Here is an 18,531-nt window from a genome sequence, read left to right as displayed (position 1 = left end):
AGCCAGGTGATCAAGAACCGCCTACCGACTTACGTATGTTTCCTAGCTGCTGAAAACGATTGACACAGTCGATTTGAGACGTTCGTGCAAAGAACGCAGATCAGTGCGTTTTGCCTGCACTTCGACCACTTGGAGGCCATTCGGCGACGCAAGCGCGCTACGGAACTCCTCCTCGTCGTCCACAATGGAGTGCGGAATGCGGTAACCCGCGCACAAAGCGGTCAGATCCGCTCCGTGCGGGGTGCCGAAAATGCGTTCGAAACTGCTGTCGTAGCGCGGGGCGCCCTGTTCCAGCAACGAGAAGATGCCGCCTCCGTCGTCGTTGAGCACGACGATCGTGAGGTCCGGCCGGTGGTCGGCGAGCAGGCCGTTGCTGTCGTGCAGAAACGTCAGGTCGCCCATCAACGCGTACGCGGGGCCGTCGTGGGTGGCGGCCAGGCCGATGGCCGTGGACACGTTCCCGTCGATGCCCGCCGCGCCGCGGTTGGCGTGCACGGTGACGTCCCGGCGGCGTTCGCCCGCGAAGTCGACGTCGCGGATCGGGTTGGACGAGCCGACGAACAGCAGCGCGCCGGGCGGCATCGCCCTGGTGAGGGCGCGGGCGACGTGCAGGCCGGTCGGCCACGGCTCGGTGTCGAGCAGCTCGTCGACGGCGGTGCTCACGTCCTTCACGACGGTCTGCCACGCCTGCGTCCACTCGCCGTCGAGCCGCGCCGGTTCGGGCAGCCAGGTGGACGCGCGGGTCGCGGTGAACTGGACGTCCGGCCAGAACGCCTGCTCCCCGACGGCGTGCACGACCGGCGCCGCGGCGAGCAGCGCCTGCTGGCCCCTGGAGAGCGTCACGCGGCCCACGACCAGCACGGCGTCCGGCCGCAGGTGTTCCGGCAGGCCCGCGTTGAGCAGCAGTGACCCGTGCCGCAGGCCGCCGGGCGCGGTCGGTTCCGCGAGCACCGGCCAGCCCAGCTCGGCCGCCCTCGCGAGCCGCTCGGGGCGGTCGTCGCCGAGCAGCACCAGGGTGCGGGCGGGCAGGTCAGACGGGCGCGTCTCGACGGTGGACGCGCGGTCGGTCGCGGTCCACGGTCCGCCGCGGTCCGACGACGGCCACTCCTCGTCCGGGGGCGTCAGCGGCGGCCGGAACGGCACGTTGACGTGCGACGGGCCGGGTGTCGCGACCGCGCGGCAGACCAGCGAGCGCGTGGTCGCCTCGTCGGCGCCCTCCGGCAGGTGCAGGGTGGGGACGCCGAGCACGTCGTACTGGTCGATCGTCTGGCTGGCGCCGGTGCGCTGGAGCTCGACGGGGCGGTCGGCGGTCAGCGCGATCAGCGGGACGCCGGTCAGCCGTGCCTCGACCACGGCGGGGTGCAGGTTCAGCACGGCGGTGCCGCTGGTGCAGGTGACGACGGCGGGCGTGCCGGTCTTGGCGAGGCCCAGCGCGAGGAAGCCGGCGCTGCGCTCGTCGATGCGCACGTGCAGCGTGAGCAGTCCCCGCTGCTCGGCTTGGTGCAGCGCGAACGACAGCGGGGCGTTGCGCGAGCCGGGGCTCAGCACGGCGTGGCGGACGCCGTTGCGCACCAGTTCGTCGACGATCAGCCGTGCTTGCGCGGTTGCCCCGTTCATCCCCCGATTGTCCCAGCCGTCCTCGGCGGGCCATCTTCAGGACAGTGCGCCTAGAGTCTCGGACCGTGGCAGATCAGCAGCTATTCGACCCGTCGCTGTGGAAGCCGATCGAGGGCTTCGACTTCACCGACATCACCTACCACCGCGCGCTCGACCAGGGCACGGTCCGCATCGCGTTCAACCGGCCCGAGGTCCGCAACGCGTTCCGGCCGCACACCGTGGACGAGCTGTACCGGGCGCTCGACCACGCGCGGATGTCGTCCGACGTCGGCTGCGTGCTGCTGACCGGCAACGGGCCGAGCCCCAAGGACGGCGGCTGGGCCTTCTGCAGCGGCGGTGACCAGCGCATCCGCGGGCGCAGCGGCTACCAGTACGCGTCCGGCGAGACGGCCGAGACGGTGGACCCGGCGCGGGCGGGACGGCTGCACATCCTGGAGTGCCAGCGGCTGATCCGGTTCATGCCGAAGGTCGTCATCGCGGTCGTGCCCGGCTGGGCCGCCGGTGGCGGGCACAGCCTGCACGTCGTGTGCGACCTCACGCTCGCCAGCGAGGAGCACGCGAAGTTCAAGCAGACCGACGCGGACGTCGGCTCGTTCGACGGCGGCTACGGGTCGGCCTACCTCGCCCGCCAGGTTGGGCAGAAGTTCGCCCGCGAGATCTTCTTCCTCGGCCGCACGTACTCGGCGCGGGAGATGCACGAGATGGGCGCGGTCAACGCCGTCGTGCCGCACGCCGAGCTGGAGACCACGGCGCTGCAGTGGGCGCGCGAGATCAACGGCAAGTCGCCGACCGCCCAGCGGATGCTGAAGTACGCGTTCAACCTGGTCGACGACGGCCTGGTGGGGCAGCAGCTCTTCGCGGGTGAGACGACGCGGCTCGCGTACATGACCGACGAGGCCGTCGAAGGCCGCGACGCGTTCCTGGAGAAGCGCGACCCCGACTGGTCGAACTACCCGTACTACTTCTGATGGGCTGACACCATGCTCGACGAACTGCGCGCGGCGCTCGGCGGCGGCGAACCACTGGTCGGCGGTCCCCTCGAGGGCTGGGAGAAACGGGCCGTGCTCGGCATCCCCACCTCGGGGTCGACCGGCGAGCCCAAGACGGTGCTGCTCGACGCCGCCGCGCTGACCTCGTCGGCGGAGGCCACCCACGAACGGCTGGGCGGGCCCGGCACGTGGCTGCTCGCGCTGCCGACGAACCACATCGCGGGCGTGCAGGTGCTCGTGCGGTCGATCGTCGCGGGCACCACCCCCGGTGAGCTGGACCTGTCGGGGGGCTTTCGCGCGATGGGGTTCGCGCAGGCCGCCCGGCCGGTGCTGGCCGAACCGGGCCGGCACTACACGGCGCTCGTCCCGACGCAGCTGTCCCGGCTCGTCGTGGGCGAGGGCCCCGGCCTGGAGGCGCTGCGGCAGTTCGACGCCGTCCTGATCGGCGGGGCCGCCACCCCGCCGAAGCTCTTGCAGCGGGCACGCGCGCTCGGCGTGCAGGTCGTCACCACCTACGGCATGAGCGAGACGTCCGGCGGCTGCGTGTACGACGGCGAGCCGTTGCGGGACGTGCGGCTGCGCACGGACGACGTGATCGAGATCAGCGGTCCCGTGCTGGCGCTGGGCTACCGCGGCGAGCAGGAGCCGTTCGGCGAGTGGTTCCGCACGGGTGACCTCGGGCGGCTGCGCGACGGGCGGCTGGAGGTGCTGGGCCGGGCGGACGACGTGATCGTCACGGGCGGCGAGAAGGTGCCGCCGGTGCTGGTCGAGCGGGCCCTGTCGACGGTCGAGGGCGTGCTGGAGGCGTGCGTCGTCGGGGTGCGGGACGACGAGTGGGGCCAGGTCGTCGCGGCGGCCGTCGTGACGCGCGGCGCGCAGCCGTCGCTCGACGAGCTGAAGGCCGCGGTGACCGGATCCGTGGGCAGGGCGGCGACGCCGAAGCTCGTGCGGTTCGTGTCCGAGCTGCCGTTGCGCGGGCCGGGCAAGGTGGACAGGTCAGCGGTCGCCGATTCCTTTAGGTGAACTTTTACCGCCGGGGACGACTCTCGCCGCGAAGCGCACGGAACCCTGACCGTGCGCGTTAGCGATGGGGGTTTCTCATGCGCTACCTGGTACCGCTGGTCGCCGGAGCCGCGTTGGTGGCCGGACTGGCGTCACCCGCCCAGGCCGAGGCCGCGTCGAACGAGTGGACCGCCGACGTCAGCGGCCGTTCGGTCACGTGGGGCGGCTCTCCCCGGACGGGCTTGATCCAGCTCGGCTCGCACAGACTGGCCACACCCGCCAACGCGGTCACGGCCGCGGTGACCGGCGACGGCGTCGTGGACGTGCGCGGGCTGCGGCCCGACGGCCAGTGGACGGAGTGGATGGAGGCACCCGCCACGCTGCCGGTGACCACGTCGACCGTCGAGACGCGCGTCGTGCTCAGCGGCGGCAAGGCGTCCCGCGTGAAGCTGACGGCGTCCGCCGTGCCCGCCGCCGCGGAGGACGTCTCCGCCGCCGCTGCCGGACGTTCCTACCGCGTCTACGCGACGCGGGAAGGTCTCGTCGGCGGCACCACGGCGAACGGGCACGTGATCCGGTCCCGCGACCACTTCGTGGCGCTGCCGTCGCGGCGTGGCCTCGCGAACAAGAACTCCGGCAACTACAGCGTGCAGGTGTGCGCGTCGAACGGCCGGTGCGAGTGGGCCCCGGTGTGGGACGTCGGCCCGTGGAACACCAAGGACGACTACTGGAACCCGTCCTCCACGCGGGAGATGTGGAAGGACCTCGCGCAGGGCAAGCCGGAGGCGCAGGCCGCCTACGAGAACGGCTACAACGGCGGCAAGGACCAGTTCGGCCGCAAGGTCGCGAACCCGGCGGGCATCGACCTCGCCGACGGCACGTTCTGGGACGGTCTCCAGCTCACGAACAACGCCTGGGTGACCGTCACGTACCTCTGGACGGGCTCCGGTCCGGTCGGGACGGTGCGCACGGGCGCGGCCAACGGCACGGTGAACGTCCGCAGCGGCGCCACCTCGACGTCCTCCCAGGTCGGTCTCGCCGCGAACTACGCCCAGGTCCGGGTGACCTGCCAGCTCACCGGCCAGTCGGTCACGGGCAGCCAGGGCACGTCGAACGTCTGGTACCGCATCGCGTCCGGCAAGCACATCGCCAAGGCGTACGTCGCGGGCGTCTCCGGAGCCACTACCTGCTGATCCACCCGTCGGCGGGTCCTCAGTGGTCATGGGTGAGGATGGGGGCATGGCCTCAGTCGTCCAGTGGATCCAGGGGACCCGCCCGCGCACCCTGCCGAACTCGATCGCGCCCGTGGTCGTGGGCGCTGCGGCGGCACACCACATCGACGAGCTCAAGCCCCTCTACGCGGTGCTCGCGCTGGTCGTCTCGGTCGCGTTCCAGATCGGCGTGAACTTCGCCAACGACTACTCCGACGGCATCCGCGGCACCGACGACAACCGGGTGGGACCGTTCCGCCTGACCGGGTCCGGCGCCGCCGAGGCGAAGCACGTGCGGCTGGCGGCGTTCGTCTCGCTCGGGGCCGGGGCGGTGGCCGGTGTCGCGCTGGTGGCGCTGTCCGGCTACTGGTGGCTGCTGGGGCTCGGGGCCGTGTGCATCGCGGGCGCGTGGTTCTACACGGGCGGCAAGCGCCCGTACGGCTACGCGGGCCTCGGCGAGATCGCGGTGTTCCTCTTCTTCGGACCGGCCGCGGTGCTCGGCACGCTGTACGTGCAGAGCGGTGAGGTCACCGGCATCGGCATCGGCGGGTCGATCGCGATGGGAGCGATCTCAGCCGCGGTGCTGGTGGCGAACAACCTGCGCGACATCCCGACCGACGCCGTGTCGGGCAAGCGGACCCTGGCCGTGGTGCTGGGCGACAAGGACACCCGCCGGCTGTACCTGGCGCTGGTGGTCGTGCCGTTCCTGATCGCGCTGGGCATGACCGTGCGGGTGCCCTACGCGTTGCTGGGCTTCCTCGCCGCGCCGATCCTGCTGCCCGCCGTGCGCCGCGTCGCCGCGGGACGGGGCGGCAAGGACCTGATCCCGGTGCTTCAGTTCACCGGGCTCGCGATGCTCGCCTGGGCCGTGCTGATCAGCGTCGCGCTCGTGCTGGACTGACGTGCCGGACTGACTGGCCGCTCACCACGCGTCCTCGGTGAACTGCACCGGCTCGTCGTCGTCCGTGCGAGCGGGCCTGCGGGGAGGACGCGGCGGGGCCGCCTCCCCCTTGATCAGCTCGTCGAGCCGGTCGCGGTCGGCCTCCAGCGCCTGACGCACCAGCGGGTCGTGGCTCGCCTCACCGGTGAGGACCTGCCGCCAGCTCAGGCCGGCGCCCCGCGCGATGCGGTCCGCGAGCTGCCGCATCGCGGGCGAGGCTTCGGCCGACCTCGCGAACTGCATCACCCTGCGGATGTCCTCCGTGGACGGTTCCCGGCCCCGCAGGCCCTGCTGCGCCGACCGCATGGCGCGGTCCACGTCCGCGACCGCGCCCGAGAGGAAGTCCTCCGCGGCGAGGACGTCCGGTGTTCGCCAAGCCGTCATCACCACTTGTCCTCCGTGAAGATGCCCGGGTCGAGCTGGTCGCCGTCGTCGTCGACGGGACCCCGGTGCGGCCGTTGGGCCTGCATGATCTCGTCGGCCGTCAGGCCCTCCTGAAGCAGCTGGAACGCCTGCTTCATCTTGGCGACGTTCTCCTGCTGCATGGCCTGCACGTCCGGGTCGCCCGCCACCTTGCCGGAGACGACGTCCTCCCAGGTGAACTCGCCCGCGTCCACCTTGCGCTTGAGCGCCTTGAGCTGCGCGGGCGCGTCCCGTTCCTGCGCGGCCCGTTCGACCTGCTGGGCGATGGCCTTGAAGTCGGCCGGCGGGATCGGCGGCAGCGGCGTCGCCTTCAGGCGGTTCGCGAGGTCCTGCGCCTCCTTGGCGCGCGCGTCCACCTGCGCCTCCGCCGCCCGCAGCTCCGCGGTCTTCCAGCCGTCGTCAGGGGTGGTCATGCGTTCTCCCTCCCGAAGAGGCCGCGCCGCACGGGCCGCGCGTCCGGGCGGATGTCGGTCACCTCGGCGCGGTGGGCGAACGTGCGCCACTGCCGGAAGTCCACCTCGGACAGACCGAGCTGCTCCGCCACCTCGTGGTTCTCGCCGAGGAAGTGCAGCACCGCCTGCTCGCCGAACACGCCGACGATCTCGAACTCCGCGCCGCGGTACGTGCAGAGCGTGCGGACCAGCTGGAGGTCCTCGACCACCGCGTCCGGCACCTCCAGGTACCGCATGCCGTCGTCGTCGACGAAGTCCGGCGGCGCGGGCTGGCCCGCGAGCGGGTGCAGCAGCACCGAACCGGCCGACGGACCGAAGTCGACGTCGAAGTCCTGGCCCCGGTAGCGCCCGATCAGTCCGCGGCGGACGGTCGGCCGCAGCGCGACCGGCGCCTGCCAGAACCTCCCCGGCCCGAAGCCGACGTCGCCCGTGGGAACCCAGCCCACCTGGCGGTGCAGGTACTTGCCGACGCTGCGCCCCCCGCCGTCCGGCTCGAACCGCCACAGCTCGGTGCCCGCGGGCAGCTCGGCGAGGTCCATGACGTACTCGGGGACCGGGGTCGCGCTCGGCGTGTAGCCGGTGCCCGTGAACGGCGCCGGGTAGACGCGGGTCGTGCCCATCTTCTGCGCGCCCTCGAGCGTGGGACCGCCGAAGCTCGTGTCGAACAGCTCGGTGGTGTGCGCGAGGAACCGCAGCAGGTACTGCGTGCCGCGCGGCCAGCCCGCGACCTTGTCGACGCCGAACGCCTCGGCGAACTGGTCGGAGGTGCCCTGCGGGAAGTCCTGCCCGCGCGTGACGAACCCGGCCGCCCGGTGCGGCTCGAACTTGCCCGGCACGACGACGTTGCCCAGGTAGAGCTGCGCGACGGCCGGGTGCACGATCTTCTGCAGGATCGTCTCCGGCCCGATGCCGGCCGCCTTGCGCACGGCCTGAGGGGTGCTCATCCCGGGTTCTTCTCCTTCCACCGCACCAGGAAGTCGGTGCGGTCGACCTGCACGTCCGCCAGCTCGCCGACGTCGATCGTCGCCGTGAAGCCGTTGTACTGGTCGCCGTCGAGACCGTTCTGCCGCGCCCAGACGTACTCGCCGCCCACGTACCCGGCCTCCGCCTTCCCGCCCTCGACCGAGACGACGTTGAACGGCTGCCCGCGCCAGGTGGCCGTCATCCGCTCCTCGTACCAGGCGTCGAGGTCCGCGACCGCCACCGTCTTCAGCTCGCGGCCGTTGTAGACCTCGAACCGCTCGTCGATGGCGTAGGTCACGCCGGGGATCTTGCGGATCCACACGTGGTGGGCGTCCTCCGCACCCGCGAAGAACACCTCACCCCGGTACTCGGCCAACTCCTGCGAGTACCGCGTCATCAGAGCCTCGTCCAGCCGAACTTGCGGTCGTACACGGCGTGCAGTTTCTCAGAGCCGTCGGCGTTCACCTGCCAGATCTCGGCACGATCCGGCAACGGCGTGCCACCGTCGACCCGCCACTCCGGGATGCCGCCCATCGTGTACCCGGTGCCCGTGAACGGGTCGTAGCCGTCGTGGACCTGCGTGCTGCCACCCGCCGCCGCCATCTGCTTCTGCGCCGCCTCGTAGTGCGCCTGCTCCTGCGGCGACTGGTAGTGCGTCTGCGGGTACGGCCCCGGCTGGCTGAAGTCCGGCACGTCCTTCTTCGGCCCGCCGAACGGCACGTTGTGGTTGCCCGCGTTCTGGTCCGTCAGCTCGTACCGCAGCTGCATCGCGCTCGGCGCGCCCTCCGGGATCGGCGTCCAGCCCTGGCCCTTGTCGTCGAGCGCCAGGCCGTCGCGCAGGCCCTGCGGCGTGTTGACGCCCACCACGTCCTGGCCGCGGGCGACCGAGCCGCCCATCTGGTTCTGCCAGGTCTCCTGCTTGCTGCCGGGCGCGTGCGGCTGCTCGGGCAGGTAGGTGTTCAGCGCCCCCTGGTTGAGCGCCTTCGTGACGATCTCGCCGTTGTCGACCCTGATCTGGTTGCGGACGTCGGCGACGTGCTGCGCCTCGTCCGCGCTCAGCTCCGTGGACAGCTTCGTGCTCAGCTCGACGTAGCGGTCGCGGTCGGCCTGGTCCGGCAGCATCTGCTCCAGCTGGTGCTGGTAGCCCTGGCCCTGCGCCGCCATCGCCGCGGCGTCGAAGTGGCCGCGGAGGTCGGGGGCCGGTGCCGGCGGCGGGGTGTTGCTGTCGCCGTTGCCGTTGTTGTTGTCGTGGGTGTTGTCGGTGCCGTTGTGGGCGGCGTTGTTGTCGTGGGCCGGAGTGTCGTGCCTCGGCTCGGGGGTGTGGTCGGGCGTGCGGTCCGGCTGGTCGTGCCGGACGTCGTCGGCGCCGCTGGTACCCGTGTCGTGCGGGCGGGTGTCCGGGGTGTCGTGCGGGCGGGTGTCCGGGGTGTCGTGGGGCCTGGTGTCCGCCGGGGTGGGCGCGGAGTCGTGCGGGCGCGAGGCGGGCTGCTCGTGCGACGTGCCGCCGCCTGCGGGCGAGTGGTCGCCGGTGGTCGGCGTGTGGCCGGGCGGCGAGGGCAGACCGCCGCCGGAGGACGGCGCGTGGTGCGTGCCCGGGGTCGAGTGGTCGCCCGTGGTCGGCGTGTGACCGGGAGGCGATGGCGTCGAGTGCGTGTCCGGTGTGGAGTGGCTGCCCGGGGTGGCGTGGCCGCCCTGCGTGGGGTGCGTGTCCGGTGTCGCGTGCGAGGTGGGGGTGCTCGGCGTCGGGCGCGGCCCGTCCGAGTCCGGGGTGGGACGGGTGGCCGGCCGGTCGGTGCCACCCTCCGAGCCGGAGGCCGGGCGCGTCGTGGGCCGGTCGTTGCCGCTGTCCGTGCCGGTCGTCGCGTGGCTCGGCGGGGTCGGGAGGCCGCCGGACGGCCGGGAGCCACCAGCCGTGCTTCCCGGCGTGGTCCCTGCCGCCGGGGTGGACGGGGAGCTCGTCGTCGGGAAGTGCGGCACGCCGCCCGCGCCCGGACGGGAGCCGGAGCCGCGGGCCTGGTCGCCGCCGCCCGCGCCGCCCGCCATCGGGGCGCCCATCGGCACGGCGCCGCCCATCGGCGTGTGCTGGGTCGACGACGGCGGGGCGATCGTGGGGGCCGCGCCCGCGGCGTGCGTCGTGTTGGGGCCAGGAGGAGCGGTCACGCCTCCCGCGGGAACGCCGCCGCCACCAGCGGGAGCGCCTCCGCCGGTGGGCGCGCTGCCGGTCACCGGCGGGGGTGCCGAGACGGCGGGGCCCGCCGCAGCGGCGGCGTGCGTGGCGGGGGCGTCGGTGGTGCCGGGGACGTCCGGGGGCGGGGCCACCGGGGCGCCACCCGGTGCGACGGCGGCTGCCGGTTTGGCGCCCTCCGGCTGACCGGGTGGGGCGGTGACCTCGCGGACGCGGTCGCCGATGTCCCTGCCGCGGTCGGCGATCTCGGTGGCCGACTCCTTGATGGACGTCGCGTCGTCGCGGAGGTCGTTGATCGCGTTGCGGACGTCGCGCCCCGCCTCGGCCACCTCCTGGGTGGCGTTCATGGCCTCGGCGAGCGAGTCGGCGTCCTTCAGCTTGCCGATGGCCGAGAAGACGCGGCCGACGGCGTCGAAGAGCGCCTTCACGTCGGCGATGAGCTTCTTGACCGTGTCGATGATGTCCATGACACGGCGGTAGATCTGGTAGGCGTTCCAGACCATCTCGGCGGCCTTGATCCAGCCGCCCACCGGGATCCAGACGGTGGCCGCCGCTTCCAGCAGCTTGTTGACCAGGTAGTCGAGCAGGCGCGCGGCCTGCTTGCCGAGGGCCTCCGCGCCGGACGCGACGGTGTCGAAGCCCTTCGCGATCAGCTGTGCGACGCCCATCTCCGCGAGGAGACCGGCCTTCCAGCCCAGCGCGATGTACGCCTCGTGCGCGCGTGCGGCGTCGCCGTCCCAGTGGTCGCGCACCTTGCCGACGGCGTCGGTGAGGTTGTACGAGACGTCGTTCATGGCGTTGCCGACCATGCGCCACGCGTCGCCGTCCGCGCGGATCTTCGACCAGTCGCCGGTGATCGGCGTGATGATCGTCGAGACGAGGCTCTCGCCCGTGACCGCCTCGAACACCCAGTCGACAGCCTGGACGCCCCAGCCCTGGTCCCGCAGCACCTCGTTGAGCGAGGCCGTGTCGACCTCGGGCTGCTTGAGCGAGGCCGCGACCGGGCGGGGGGCCTGGTAGGCCGCGGCGGTCACCTGAGGATCCCGTTGAAGATCGCCATCTGGGCCTTCTCGACGTCCTCGTAGTTCTGGGCCGTCGCCTCCACCGCCGACGCGGTGCCCTCGAGCTTCGACTTGCCGAAGTCGAGCGTCTCGTCGAAGAGCGCGCGCACGACGTCCACACCGGGCTGCAGCAGCGCGAGCAAGCCGGTGAAACCGGACTTGTCGCACGCCGTCGAGTGGACGTACGAGCGGATCGTCTCGAACTCTTGGGCCTCGGTGCGCAGGTACTCGGCGTACGCGCGCAGCTCGGCCGCGTCGGTGAACAGCGACGACACAGGTCCCCCCTGCGGACTCAGGTGCTCAGGTGACGCTGTGACGCAGCACGCTCGTCACCAGTTCCCCGAGCGGTGGAAGTTGTCGAGACGGTCCAGGTACGGGTCCAGCTCCATGCCCTGGGCCGCTACCCATGAGTCGTCGTAGTAGGTGTTCGCGTAACGCTCGCCGCCGTCGCAGAGCAGCGTGACCACGCTTCCTCGGGTGCGCGACTGCCTCATCTCGGCGATGATCTGGAACGCTCCCCACAGGTTCGTCCCCGTCGAGCCGCCCACCCGGCGGCCGAGCAGCTCCTCGACATACCGGATCGTCGCGACGGACGCCGCGTCCGGCACCTTGATCATCCGGTCGATCACCTCGCCGATGAACGACGGCTCCACCCGCGGCCGCCCGATCCCCTCGATGCCGGACCCGCGGTCCGCCACCAGGCTCCGGTCGTGGTCACGCCACGCGTCGAAGAAGACCGAGTGCTCCGGGTCGACGACGGCGAGCCGCGTGTTCCGCTTCTGGTAGTGGATGTACCGGCCGATCGTCGCGGACGTGCCGCCGGTGCCGGCGCCCACGACCACCCACTCCGGCTCCGGCGACGGCTCCAGCCGCATCTGCTCGAAGATCGACTCGGCGATGTTGTTGTTGCCCCGCCAGTCGGTGGCGCGCTCGGCGTGGGTGAACTGGTCCATGAAGTGCCCGCCGAGCTCGGCCGCGAGCCGGTGCGACTCCTCGTAGAGCGCCGACGGCTCGTCGATGAAGTGGCACCTCCCGCCCTGCCGCTCGATCAGCGCGATCTTCTCCTGCGACGTCGACCGCGGCATCACCGCGATGAACGGCAGCCCGAGCAGCCGCGCGAAGTACGCCTCGGACACCGCCGTCGACCCGGAGGACGCCTCGATCACGGTCGTGCCGCCGGTGACCCAGCCGTTGCAGATCGCGTAGAGGAACAACGACCGTGCCAGCCGGTGCTTCAACGACCCCGTGGGGTGCGTCGACTCGTCCTTCAGGTAGAGGTCGATGCCCCAGTCGAGAGGGAGGGGGTAGCGCAGCAGGTGGGTGTCGGCGCTGCGGTTCGCGTCCGCCTCGATGATCCCGACGGCCTCGCGCACCCAGTGCCTGGTCCTGCTGCAACACCGGTCAACGGATGTACTCACGCGGGCACGATAACCGCGCGCGGGCCTCAGCCCCGGACGACAGGACCTTCGTCACCACGCAGCTCGGACCGCAGCTTCTCCCGCTCCGCCCGGCGCCGCGCCTGGTGCTCGTCCAACCCGGCCGCGACCCGCAGCCGCAGCCCCTTGAACACGAACAGCGAGGCCGGCAACGCGACGACGACACCGACCGCGAGCGCGGGCAGCAGCGGAACGTTGAACAGCATGAGTGCGCCGGTCACCACCGCCACGAGACCGAGGCGGGCGAGAACGTAGAGCGTCACATCACGGGCAAGCACCCGTTCAGGTTACGTCGCCTTCCTCGTCGACGGTGTTCGGGCGCCCCTCGAACCGGGTGGAGAGCACCACGGTCGTGCGGGTGCGGGCCACCCCGGGGATGCGCCGCAGCCGCCCCAGCGACCGCTCCAGGTCGTCCACCGTCGCCACCCTGACCTTGACGACGAACGACTCGTCCCCGGCCACGCGATAACAGGACTCGACCTCGTGCAGCTCCCCCAGCGCCACCGCGACCTCGTTGTCGTCCGCGATGTCGGTGGGGTGGATCCCGATCAGCGCCGTGACGCCGAGCCCGACCGCGCTGGGGTCGACGACGGCGTGGTACCCGACGATCACACCGCTGGACTCGAGCTTGCCGACCCGCTCGTGCACCGCGGAGGCCGACAACCCGACCTGCCGCCCCAGGTCGGCGTACGTGGCACGTCCGTTGGCCCGCAGCGCGGCGATGATCTGGCGATCAAGAGCATCCACCCGCGAGAGGGTATCGGTCGGCGGGCCCGCGGACGGCGGCGAGGCTCGCCCACCGGGCGCGGCGGGGTGGGCGGCTGGGGCACCCCTCGCCGCCGCGGAGCGACGGCAGACAGACCCTGTCCGGTTCGCCCCCGTCGTCCCATTACTACCTCTTTACCAAAAAACAAGCGTTCGAGTACCCGACGGGTGAGATGCCACGATCGGGCCGGTACGTCTGATCTGAGGAGGACGCGTGACTGCAGCCACCGAGCGCCTGTTGACGCCTGGAGAGGTCGCCAACCTGTTCCGGGTCGACCCGAAGACCGTGACCCGCTGGGCCACCGCCGGGCGGATCGGCTCCATTCGCACGCCTGGAGGACACCGCAGGTTCCGTGAGACCGAGGTGAAGGCGCTGCTCTCGGAGCTCACGACCGAGGCGACTGAACCTGTCAGGCACTGAAGCCGTAGTTATCCCTGGGCCGCGGGTAATCTCGTGGCAAAGGGAGGTGGCGACACGATGATCTACCTGCTGGCGGTGATCGGTGCGCTCACCGTGGCTGTGCTCGTGTGGCGAGCGTTCGCCCCGCAGCACTCGGAGTACACCCCAGGCCGCAAGGTGATCGCACCCGACGACGACCCCGAGTTCCTGCGCAAGCTCGACGAGCAGCGCAAGCGCGAGGAGTAGCCGGAGAAGGGGCCCTGGCAGCAGGACCCCTTTCCGCAAACGTACTGGTCAGGCGTGGGGGAAGTCGTCCGCCACGACGGCGGCGAGCTCCAGCAGGGCCAGGCGCGTCTCCGGCGCGAGCCGGTCCAGGGCGATCTCGGCGCCTTCTTCGAGGTGCTCGTCGAAGGGCAGGCGCACCACGGCACGGCAGCGCTGCTGGAAGTGGGCGGCGAGCTTGTCGAGGTCGACCTTGCCCGACTTCGGGCGCACCGAGTTGATCACGCACACGGACTTCGCGACCAGGTCGCGGTAGCCGTGCGCCTCCAGCCAGTCGAGCGTGGCGGCCGAGGTCTGGGCTCCGTCGACCGAACCGGACGACACGAGCACCAGCGAGTCGGCCTCGTCGAGCACGCCCTTCATCGCGGAGTGCATGAGTCCGGTGCCGCAGTCGGTGAGCACGATGTTGTAGAAGTGCTCCAGCAACGCCACGGTGCGGCGGTAGTCCTCCTCGCTGAACGCCTCCGACACGGCCGGGTCCTGTTCGGACGCGAGCACTTCGAGGCGTGCGGGCGACTGCGAGGTGTAGGCGCGCACGTCGCTGTACTTCGTGATCCGCGAGGAGTCGCGCAGCAGGTGCCGCACGGTCGCCGTGGTCTCACGGGGGATCTTCAGCGCCAGCGTGCCGCGGTCGGGGTTCGCGTCGACGGCGATCACGCGGTCGCCGCGCAGCGACGAGAAGGTCGAGCCCAGGGTCGTGGTCGTCGTGGTCTTGCCGACGCCGCCCTTCAGCGACAGCATCGCGATCTTGTAGCAGCCGCGCAGCGGCTGGTTGATCCGCGCGATCAGCTCGCGGCGGCGTACGTCGGCCGGGCTCTCGCCCAGGTTGACGAGCCCGCCGGTGAGCGAGTGCACGGACTTGCGCCAGCCCGACGTCGGCGGCCGCTTCTCCTTCTTGATGAGCTGCTGCGACGAGACTTCCTGCGCCTGGGAGCGGTACTGCTGCTGGGGGAAGTTGTTCGGGAACTGCGAGCCGGCGAACTGGCCGAACTGGGCGGTGTTGTGCGGGCCGGACGGGCCGCCGCTCACCGAGTGGGCACCCGACTGGCCGCCGCCCACCTGGTAGGCGCCGGAGCTGTCGACCGGGTAGCCGCCGGACTGCGACCCCGGCACCGAGTACGGGCCGGAGGCGTTGCCGGGCACCGAGTAGGGGCCGGACGCGTTGCCGGGAACCGCGTACGGACCGGAGGCGTTGCCCGGCACCTGGTACGGGCCGGACTGGGTGCCGCCCACGGGGTACGGGCCGGACTGGGTGCCGCTGACCTGCTGCGGGCCGGACTGCTGGGGATCCGGGTAGGCCGCCGCCTGCGGGTCGACGTACTGCGGGCCGGAGCCCTGTTCCTCACCCGGTGGTTGCTGCCAGTTCACCGCTGTGGCCCTCCCTGAACACGACGGACCAGGACTACCCCGACCCCCGGAGTGCGACGGTACGCAACGACCAGCGGTTCCATCGACATGGGGGCCAAGTCGTTAGAGACCCGCGTACGAATGCAACCCGCTGGTGACCAAGTTGATGAAGAACAGGTTGAAGACGTTGACGGCGAAGCCCGCCACGTTGATCCAGGCGGCGTTGCGGCCGCGCCAGCCGGCGGTCGCCCGCGCGTGCAGGTACGCGGCGTAGATGACCCACGTGACGAAAGCGACCGTCTCCTTGGGGTCCCAGCCCCAGAACCGGCCCCACGCGGCCTCCGCCCAGATGGCGCCGCAGATGATGCCCGCGGTGAACAGCGGGAAGGCGAGCACGGTGGTGCGGTAGGACATGCGGTCGAGGACATCGGCCGACGGCAGCTTGGGGAAGCGCTCGGCGTTGCGGTCCTTGAGCAGGTACAGGATCGACGTCACGCCGGGGAGCAGCAGCACGCCGGACGAGATCGAGATCACCGAGACGTGGATGACGAGCCAGTACGACCGCAGCGCGGGCTGGACGGGCGCGGACTCGGCGTAGAGGACGGTGCCGCCGAGGAACAGCAGGACCAGGATCGGCGGGAGCACGAACACGCCGAGGCGGCGGATCGGGAACTTCACCATCAGCGCGATCCACGTCACCACGGCCGCGAGGCACAGCAGCGACATGTACTCGTACATGTTGCCCCAGGGCGCACGACCGGCGGACACGCCGCGCATCACGAGCGAGCCGAGGTGCAGCACCGCGCCGAGCACGGTGAGGGCGGCGCCCATCCGGCCGAAGCGCTCCGAGCGCGTCGGCGCCTGCTTCGGCTCGTCCACGAGGACGTTCGGCGCACCCGCTCCGACCAGCTCCTTCTTGCCGGGAGCGCGGCTGAACGCCTGCTCGACGGCGTAGAGCAGGATCGCGAAGAGGTAGACGCCCAGCGCGCTGCGGTACAGCCAGTCGCTGTAGGTCGCGAACGTCTCGTTGACCGGCATCAGGACCTCTCCTCGTTCAACACCGCGCGGGCCAGCCGCGTGAATTCCTCGCCGTATCCCGCCTGGTCAGTGCGGGCAAGACCACCGACCTCGACCAACGTACGCCCGTCGTCCCGAGGGGTCGCGCGCACCCACACCCTGCGGCGCTTCACCGACAGCGAGACGCCGAGGCCGAGGATGATCAGGACGGCGAACGCCAGCACGTACCCCTGCGTGGGGTCGTGCGACACCTGCAACGACACCCAGTCGTTCACCGAGTCGAAGCGCACCCTGGTGCCGTCGTCGAGGGTGATCTCCTCGCCGAGGGCCAGGTTCTGCCGCGCGACCTTCTGCAACCGGCCCTGGTCGACCATCTTCTTGTCGATGGAGAAGATCGACTGGCCGCGCCCGTCGTCCACGCCCAGGTCGCCGCGGTAGACGTCGACGGCGACCATCGGGTCGTTCAGGGCGGGGAACTTCGAGCTGAGGATCGTGCCGTGCAGCAACGGCGTCGGCGCGAGCAGCCCGGTCACGGCGATCTGGTTCTTGCGCCGCGTCTCGGAGTCCGTGATGCCCGGCGGGTCGAACTTGGTCGCGCCCTCGGAGGCGAGGGTGAGCTGGTCGCTGGGCAGCCACTGGATGCCCTGGGTGCGCTTCTCGCCGTTGGGGAACGTCACGGTGAACGTGGGCGTGTAGCCGTGGCCGAGCAGGTAGACGCGGTCGCCGCCGGTGCGCAGCGGGTGGTTGACCTGCAGGTCGTAGGGCCGCCACGTGTTCGTGGCGATGTCCTCGCCGGACTGGTAGCGGATGGCCGCCCGGTAGCCGACGGGCTGGCCGTTGTCGAGGTAGTCCGCGGAGAACTCGCCGATCTCGACGCAGAACGGGGTCAGCTCGGTGCCGTCGACGCGCAGGCCGGGGCGGAACGAGTCGTAGTTGAAGATGCCGCCGTTGCAGAACTGGCCGCCGCCGGCCTGGACGATGACCTGGCCCTCGTAGCTGTACATCTTGCCCAGCGCGAACGACACGAGCAGGCCCAGCAGGGCGAAGTGGAAGACCAGGTTGCCGGTCTCGCGCAGGTACCCGCGCTCGGCGCTGACGGTGCCGTCGCCGGTGTCGGTCCGCCAGCCGCGCAGCACCTTCCGCGCCCGCTCGACGGCCTCGTCCGGCGTCACGTCCAGCTCGGCCTGCGCGTGGTGCGGCATGCGCGACAGGTTGCGCGGCACCAGGACCGGCCTGGCGCGCATCTGCTTGAAGTACTCCCACGTGCGGGGCAGCAGGCACCCGACGAGGGACGTGAACAGCAGCAGGTAGATCGCGGCGAACCACGGCGTGGCGTAGACCTCGAAGAACCCGAGCTTGAGCAGCAGCTCGCCCCACCAGCCGTGCTCGGCGACGTACTCGTCGACCTTCGCCGCGTTCAGCGACAGCTGCGGCAGCAACGCGCCGGGCATGGCCGCGAGCGCGAGCAGGAACAGCAAGGTGAGCGCGGTCCTCATCGACGTGAGGCCGCGCCACGTGTTGCGCAGGAAGGCGATCACTAGAGCGGCAACTCCACGACGTCGACGAACGAGTAGCGCAGCCACCCGACGAACTCGCCCCACAGCCCGGTGACGAGCGCGATGCCCACCAGGATCAGCAGGACGCCACCGAAGATCTGCACCTGGCGCGCGTGCGTGCGCAGCCACTTCGTGACGCCCAGCGCCCACCGGGCCCCGAGCGCGAGCACGACGAACGGCAGCCCGAGCCCCAGGCAGTAGGCCAGCACCAGCACCGCGCCGCGAACGGTCGACGACCCGATCTCGGTGCTGCGCGCCACGGCGAGCACGCCCGCGAGCGTCGGCCCGAGGCACGGCGTCCACCCGAGCGCGAACACGGCGCCGAGCAGCGGCGCCCCAACCAGCCCCGCCCTCGGCCTGGTGTGGAACCGGACGTCCTTCTGCAGCGCCGGGACGAGTCCGATGAAGACCAGTCCCATGAGGATCGTGACGACGCCGCCGATGCGCTGGAACAGGTCGGCGTTGAGCAGCAACGCGTCCGTGGCGCCGAGGATCGTCATCGACGCGAGCACGAAGACGGCGGTGAACCCGGCGACGAACAGCAGCGAGGCGCCCGCGACGCGCAGCCGGCCCGCCTTCGCGGGCTCGTCGGCCTCCACCCGCGGGGCCTCGGCCCCGACCAGTCCGGCGAGGTAGGCGAGGTAACCCGGCACGAGCGGCACGACGCACGGTGAGGCGAACGAGATGAACCCGGCGAGCAGGGCGACCCCGGTGGCCAGCAGCAGCGGCCCGGAGATCGCCAGATCGGTGGGGTTCACACACCTCAGGGTAGGTAGTTGCCCAGATCACCCGACCACCGGTGTCCGGTTTTGCGCCTGCGCGTTCCCGGACGCGAAACCGACGTGAAGGTGACTGGGCACCCGAGATGCCACCCCTCCGAACGAC

20 protein-coding genes are annotated in these 18,531 nt (G+C 71.4%); 6 read left to right on the top strand and 14 right to left on the bottom strand.

Translation table 11 applies throughout. The annotated features are described in order from the left end of the window. Positions 1 to 42: 42 nt before the first annotated feature. Positions 43 to 1,617 (bottom strand): 2-succinyl-5-enolpyruvyl-6-hydroxy-3-cyclohexene-1-carboxylic-acid synthase, encoded by a 1,575-nt coding sequence (gene menD, locus BLT23_RS06040; protein ID WP_090046396.1) that lies wholly within the window; start codon positions 1,615 to 1,617, stop codon positions 43 to 45. Between the two features lie 65 nt (positions 1,618 to 1,682). Between menD and BLT23_RS06035 the strand changes: the two genes are divergently transcribed. The 4 genes from BLT23_RS06035 (at position 1,683) to BLT23_RS06020 (ending at position 5,720) form a co-directional block, all read left to right on the top strand. Beyond that, positions 1,683 to 2,585, top strand: coding sequence for a 1,4-dihydroxy-2-naphthoyl-CoA synthase (locus BLT23_RS06035; RefSeq protein WP_090046394.1), 903 nt, complete (start codon positions 1,683 to 1,685; stop codon positions 2,583 to 2,585). Positions 2,586 to 2,597: 12 nt separating this feature from the next. Further along, on the top strand, positions 2,598 to 3,629 hold the full coding sequence (gene menE / locus BLT23_RS06030) for an o-succinylbenzoate--CoA ligase (RefSeq protein ID WP_090046393.1): 1,032 nt from the start codon (positions 2,598 to 2,600) through the stop codon (positions 3,627 to 3,629). Positions 3,630 to 3,706: 77 nt separating this feature from the next. Further along, positions 3,707 to 4,801 (top strand): hypothetical protein, encoded by a 1,095-nt coding sequence (locus tag BLT23_RS06025; RefSeq protein ID WP_090046391.1) that lies wholly within the window; start codon positions 3,707 to 3,709, stop codon positions 4,799 to 4,801. Between the two features lie 46 nt (positions 4,802 to 4,847). Beyond that, on the top strand, positions 4,848 to 5,720 hold the full coding sequence (locus BLT23_RS06020) for a 1,4-dihydroxy-2-naphthoate polyprenyltransferase (RefSeq protein WP_090046389.1): 873 nt from the start codon (positions 4,848 to 4,850) through the stop codon (positions 5,718 to 5,720). Positions 5,721 to 5,741: 21 nt separating this feature from the next. On the opposite strand, the gene BLT23_RS06015 is transcribed toward BLT23_RS06020, so the two are convergent. Genes BLT23_RS06015 through BLT23_RS05975 form a run of 9 tightly spaced genes read right to left on the bottom strand, consistent with a single transcriptional unit; the run spans position 5,742 to position 13,026 of the window. Then, positions 5,742 to 6,143, bottom strand: a complete 402-nt coding sequence (locus tag BLT23_RS06015) for a hypothetical protein (protein ID WP_090046900.1) — start codon at positions 6,141 to 6,143, stop codon at positions 5,742 to 5,744. Further along, positions 6,143 to 6,595 carry a hypothetical protein gene (locus BLT23_RS06010; protein WP_090046387.1) on the bottom strand — a complete coding sequence of 151 codons (453 nt, stop codon included), beginning with the start codon at positions 6,593 to 6,595 and terminating at the stop codon, positions 6,143 to 6,145. Before BLT23_RS06010 ends, BLT23_RS06015 begins: the two co-directional genes overlap by 1 nt. Then, the gene (locus BLT23_RS06005; protein WP_090046385.1) at positions 6,592 to 7,578 is read right to left on the bottom strand and encodes a hypothetical protein; all 987 of its coding nucleotides are present in this window, start codon (positions 7,576 to 7,578) and stop codon (positions 6,592 to 6,594) included. The genes BLT23_RS06010 and BLT23_RS06005 overlap by 4 nt, the downstream gene beginning before the upstream one ends. Beyond that, a complete protein-coding gene (locus BLT23_RS06000) occupies positions 7,575 to 7,994 on the bottom strand; it encodes a hypothetical protein (protein ID WP_090046383.1) in 420 nt (139 codons plus the stop codon). The genes BLT23_RS06005 and BLT23_RS06000 overlap by 4 nt, the downstream gene beginning before the upstream one ends. Continuing rightward, complete coding sequence (locus tag BLT23_RS05995) at positions 7,994 to 10,816, bottom strand: phage tail family protein (RefSeq protein WP_090046382.1); 2,823 nt, start codon at positions 10,814 to 10,816, stop codon at positions 7,994 to 7,996. Before BLT23_RS05995 ends, BLT23_RS06000 begins: the two co-directional genes overlap by 1 nt. Further along, a complete protein-coding gene (locus BLT23_RS05990) occupies positions 10,813 to 11,118 on the bottom strand; it encodes a hypothetical protein (protein ID WP_090046380.1) in 306 nt (101 codons plus the stop codon). Before BLT23_RS05990 ends, BLT23_RS05995 begins: the two co-directional genes overlap by 4 nt. Before the next feature lie 54 nt (positions 11,119 to 11,172). After that, positions 11,173 to 12,261 carry an L-cysteine desulfhydrase Cds1 gene (gene cds1, locus BLT23_RS05985; RefSeq protein ID WP_090046378.1) on the bottom strand — a complete coding sequence of 363 codons (1,089 nt, stop codon included), beginning with the start codon at positions 12,259 to 12,261 and terminating at the stop codon, positions 11,173 to 11,175. A gap of 26 nt (positions 12,262 to 12,287) precedes the next feature. After that, positions 12,288 to 12,557, bottom strand: coding sequence for a DUF4229 domain-containing protein (locus BLT23_RS05980; RefSeq protein WP_245743680.1), 270 nt, complete (start codon positions 12,555 to 12,557; stop codon positions 12,288 to 12,290). A 4-nt stretch (positions 12,558 to 12,561) separates the two neighbouring features. Continuing rightward, positions 12,562 to 13,026 carry an Lrp/AsnC family transcriptional regulator gene (locus BLT23_RS05975; protein ID WP_090046374.1) on the bottom strand — a complete coding sequence of 155 codons (465 nt, stop codon included), beginning with the start codon at positions 13,024 to 13,026 and terminating at the stop codon, positions 12,562 to 12,564. A gap of 232 nt (positions 13,027 to 13,258) precedes the next feature. Here BLT23_RS05975 and BLT23_RS05970 point away from each other — a divergent pair, with 232 nt between their 5' ends. Next, positions 13,259 to 13,465 carry a BldC family transcriptional regulator gene (locus BLT23_RS05970; protein WP_030473853.1) on the top strand — a complete coding sequence of 69 codons (207 nt, stop codon included), beginning with the start codon at positions 13,259 to 13,261 and terminating at the stop codon, positions 13,463 to 13,465. A 57-nt stretch (positions 13,466 to 13,522) separates the two neighbouring features. Further along, the gene (locus BLT23_RS40570; protein WP_090046371.1) at positions 13,523 to 13,690 is read left to right on the top strand and encodes a hypothetical protein; all 168 of its coding nucleotides are present in this window, start codon (positions 13,523 to 13,525) and stop codon (positions 13,688 to 13,690) included. Positions 13,691 to 13,738: 48 nt separating this feature from the next. Here BLT23_RS40570 and BLT23_RS05960 read toward each other — a convergent pair whose 3' ends face one another. From BLT23_RS05960 to BLT23_RS05945, 4 genes are all read right to left on the bottom strand, one after another. Further along, on the bottom strand, positions 13,739 to 15,094 hold the full coding sequence (locus BLT23_RS05960) for a MinD/ParA family ATP-binding protein (protein ID WP_090046369.1): 1,356 nt from the start codon (positions 15,092 to 15,094) through the stop codon (positions 13,739 to 13,741). Positions 15,095 to 15,196: 102 nt separating this feature from the next. Continuing rightward, the gene (ccsB, locus tag BLT23_RS05955) at positions 15,197 to 16,111 is read right to left on the bottom strand and encodes a c-type cytochrome biogenesis protein CcsB (protein ID WP_090046368.1); all 915 of its coding nucleotides are present in this window, start codon (positions 16,109 to 16,111) and stop codon (positions 15,197 to 15,199) included. Next, positions 16,111 to 17,586: a cytochrome c biogenesis protein ResB gene (resB, locus tag BLT23_RS05950; protein ID WP_090046896.1), complete on the bottom strand. Its 1,476-nt coding sequence runs from the start codon at positions 17,584 to 17,586 to the stop codon at positions 16,111 to 16,113. Before resB ends, ccsB begins: the two co-directional genes overlap by 1 nt. A gap of 41 nt (positions 17,587 to 17,627) precedes the next feature. Then, positions 17,628 to 18,404 (bottom strand): cytochrome c biogenesis CcdA family protein, encoded by a 777-nt coding sequence (locus tag BLT23_RS05945; RefSeq protein WP_176946619.1) that lies wholly within the window; start codon positions 18,402 to 18,404, stop codon positions 17,628 to 17,630. Between the last annotated feature and the right edge of the window lie 127 nt (positions 18,405 to 18,531).

This window comes from Lentzea fradiae (genome assembly GCF_900100955.1).
Classification (GTDB): Bacteria; Actinomycetota; Actinomycetes; order Mycobacteriales; family Pseudonocardiaceae; genus Lentzea; species Lentzea fradiae.
The sequence above is the reverse complement of the archived record's forward strand: the minus strand, read 5'-3'. Positions and strand labels throughout refer to the sequence as shown.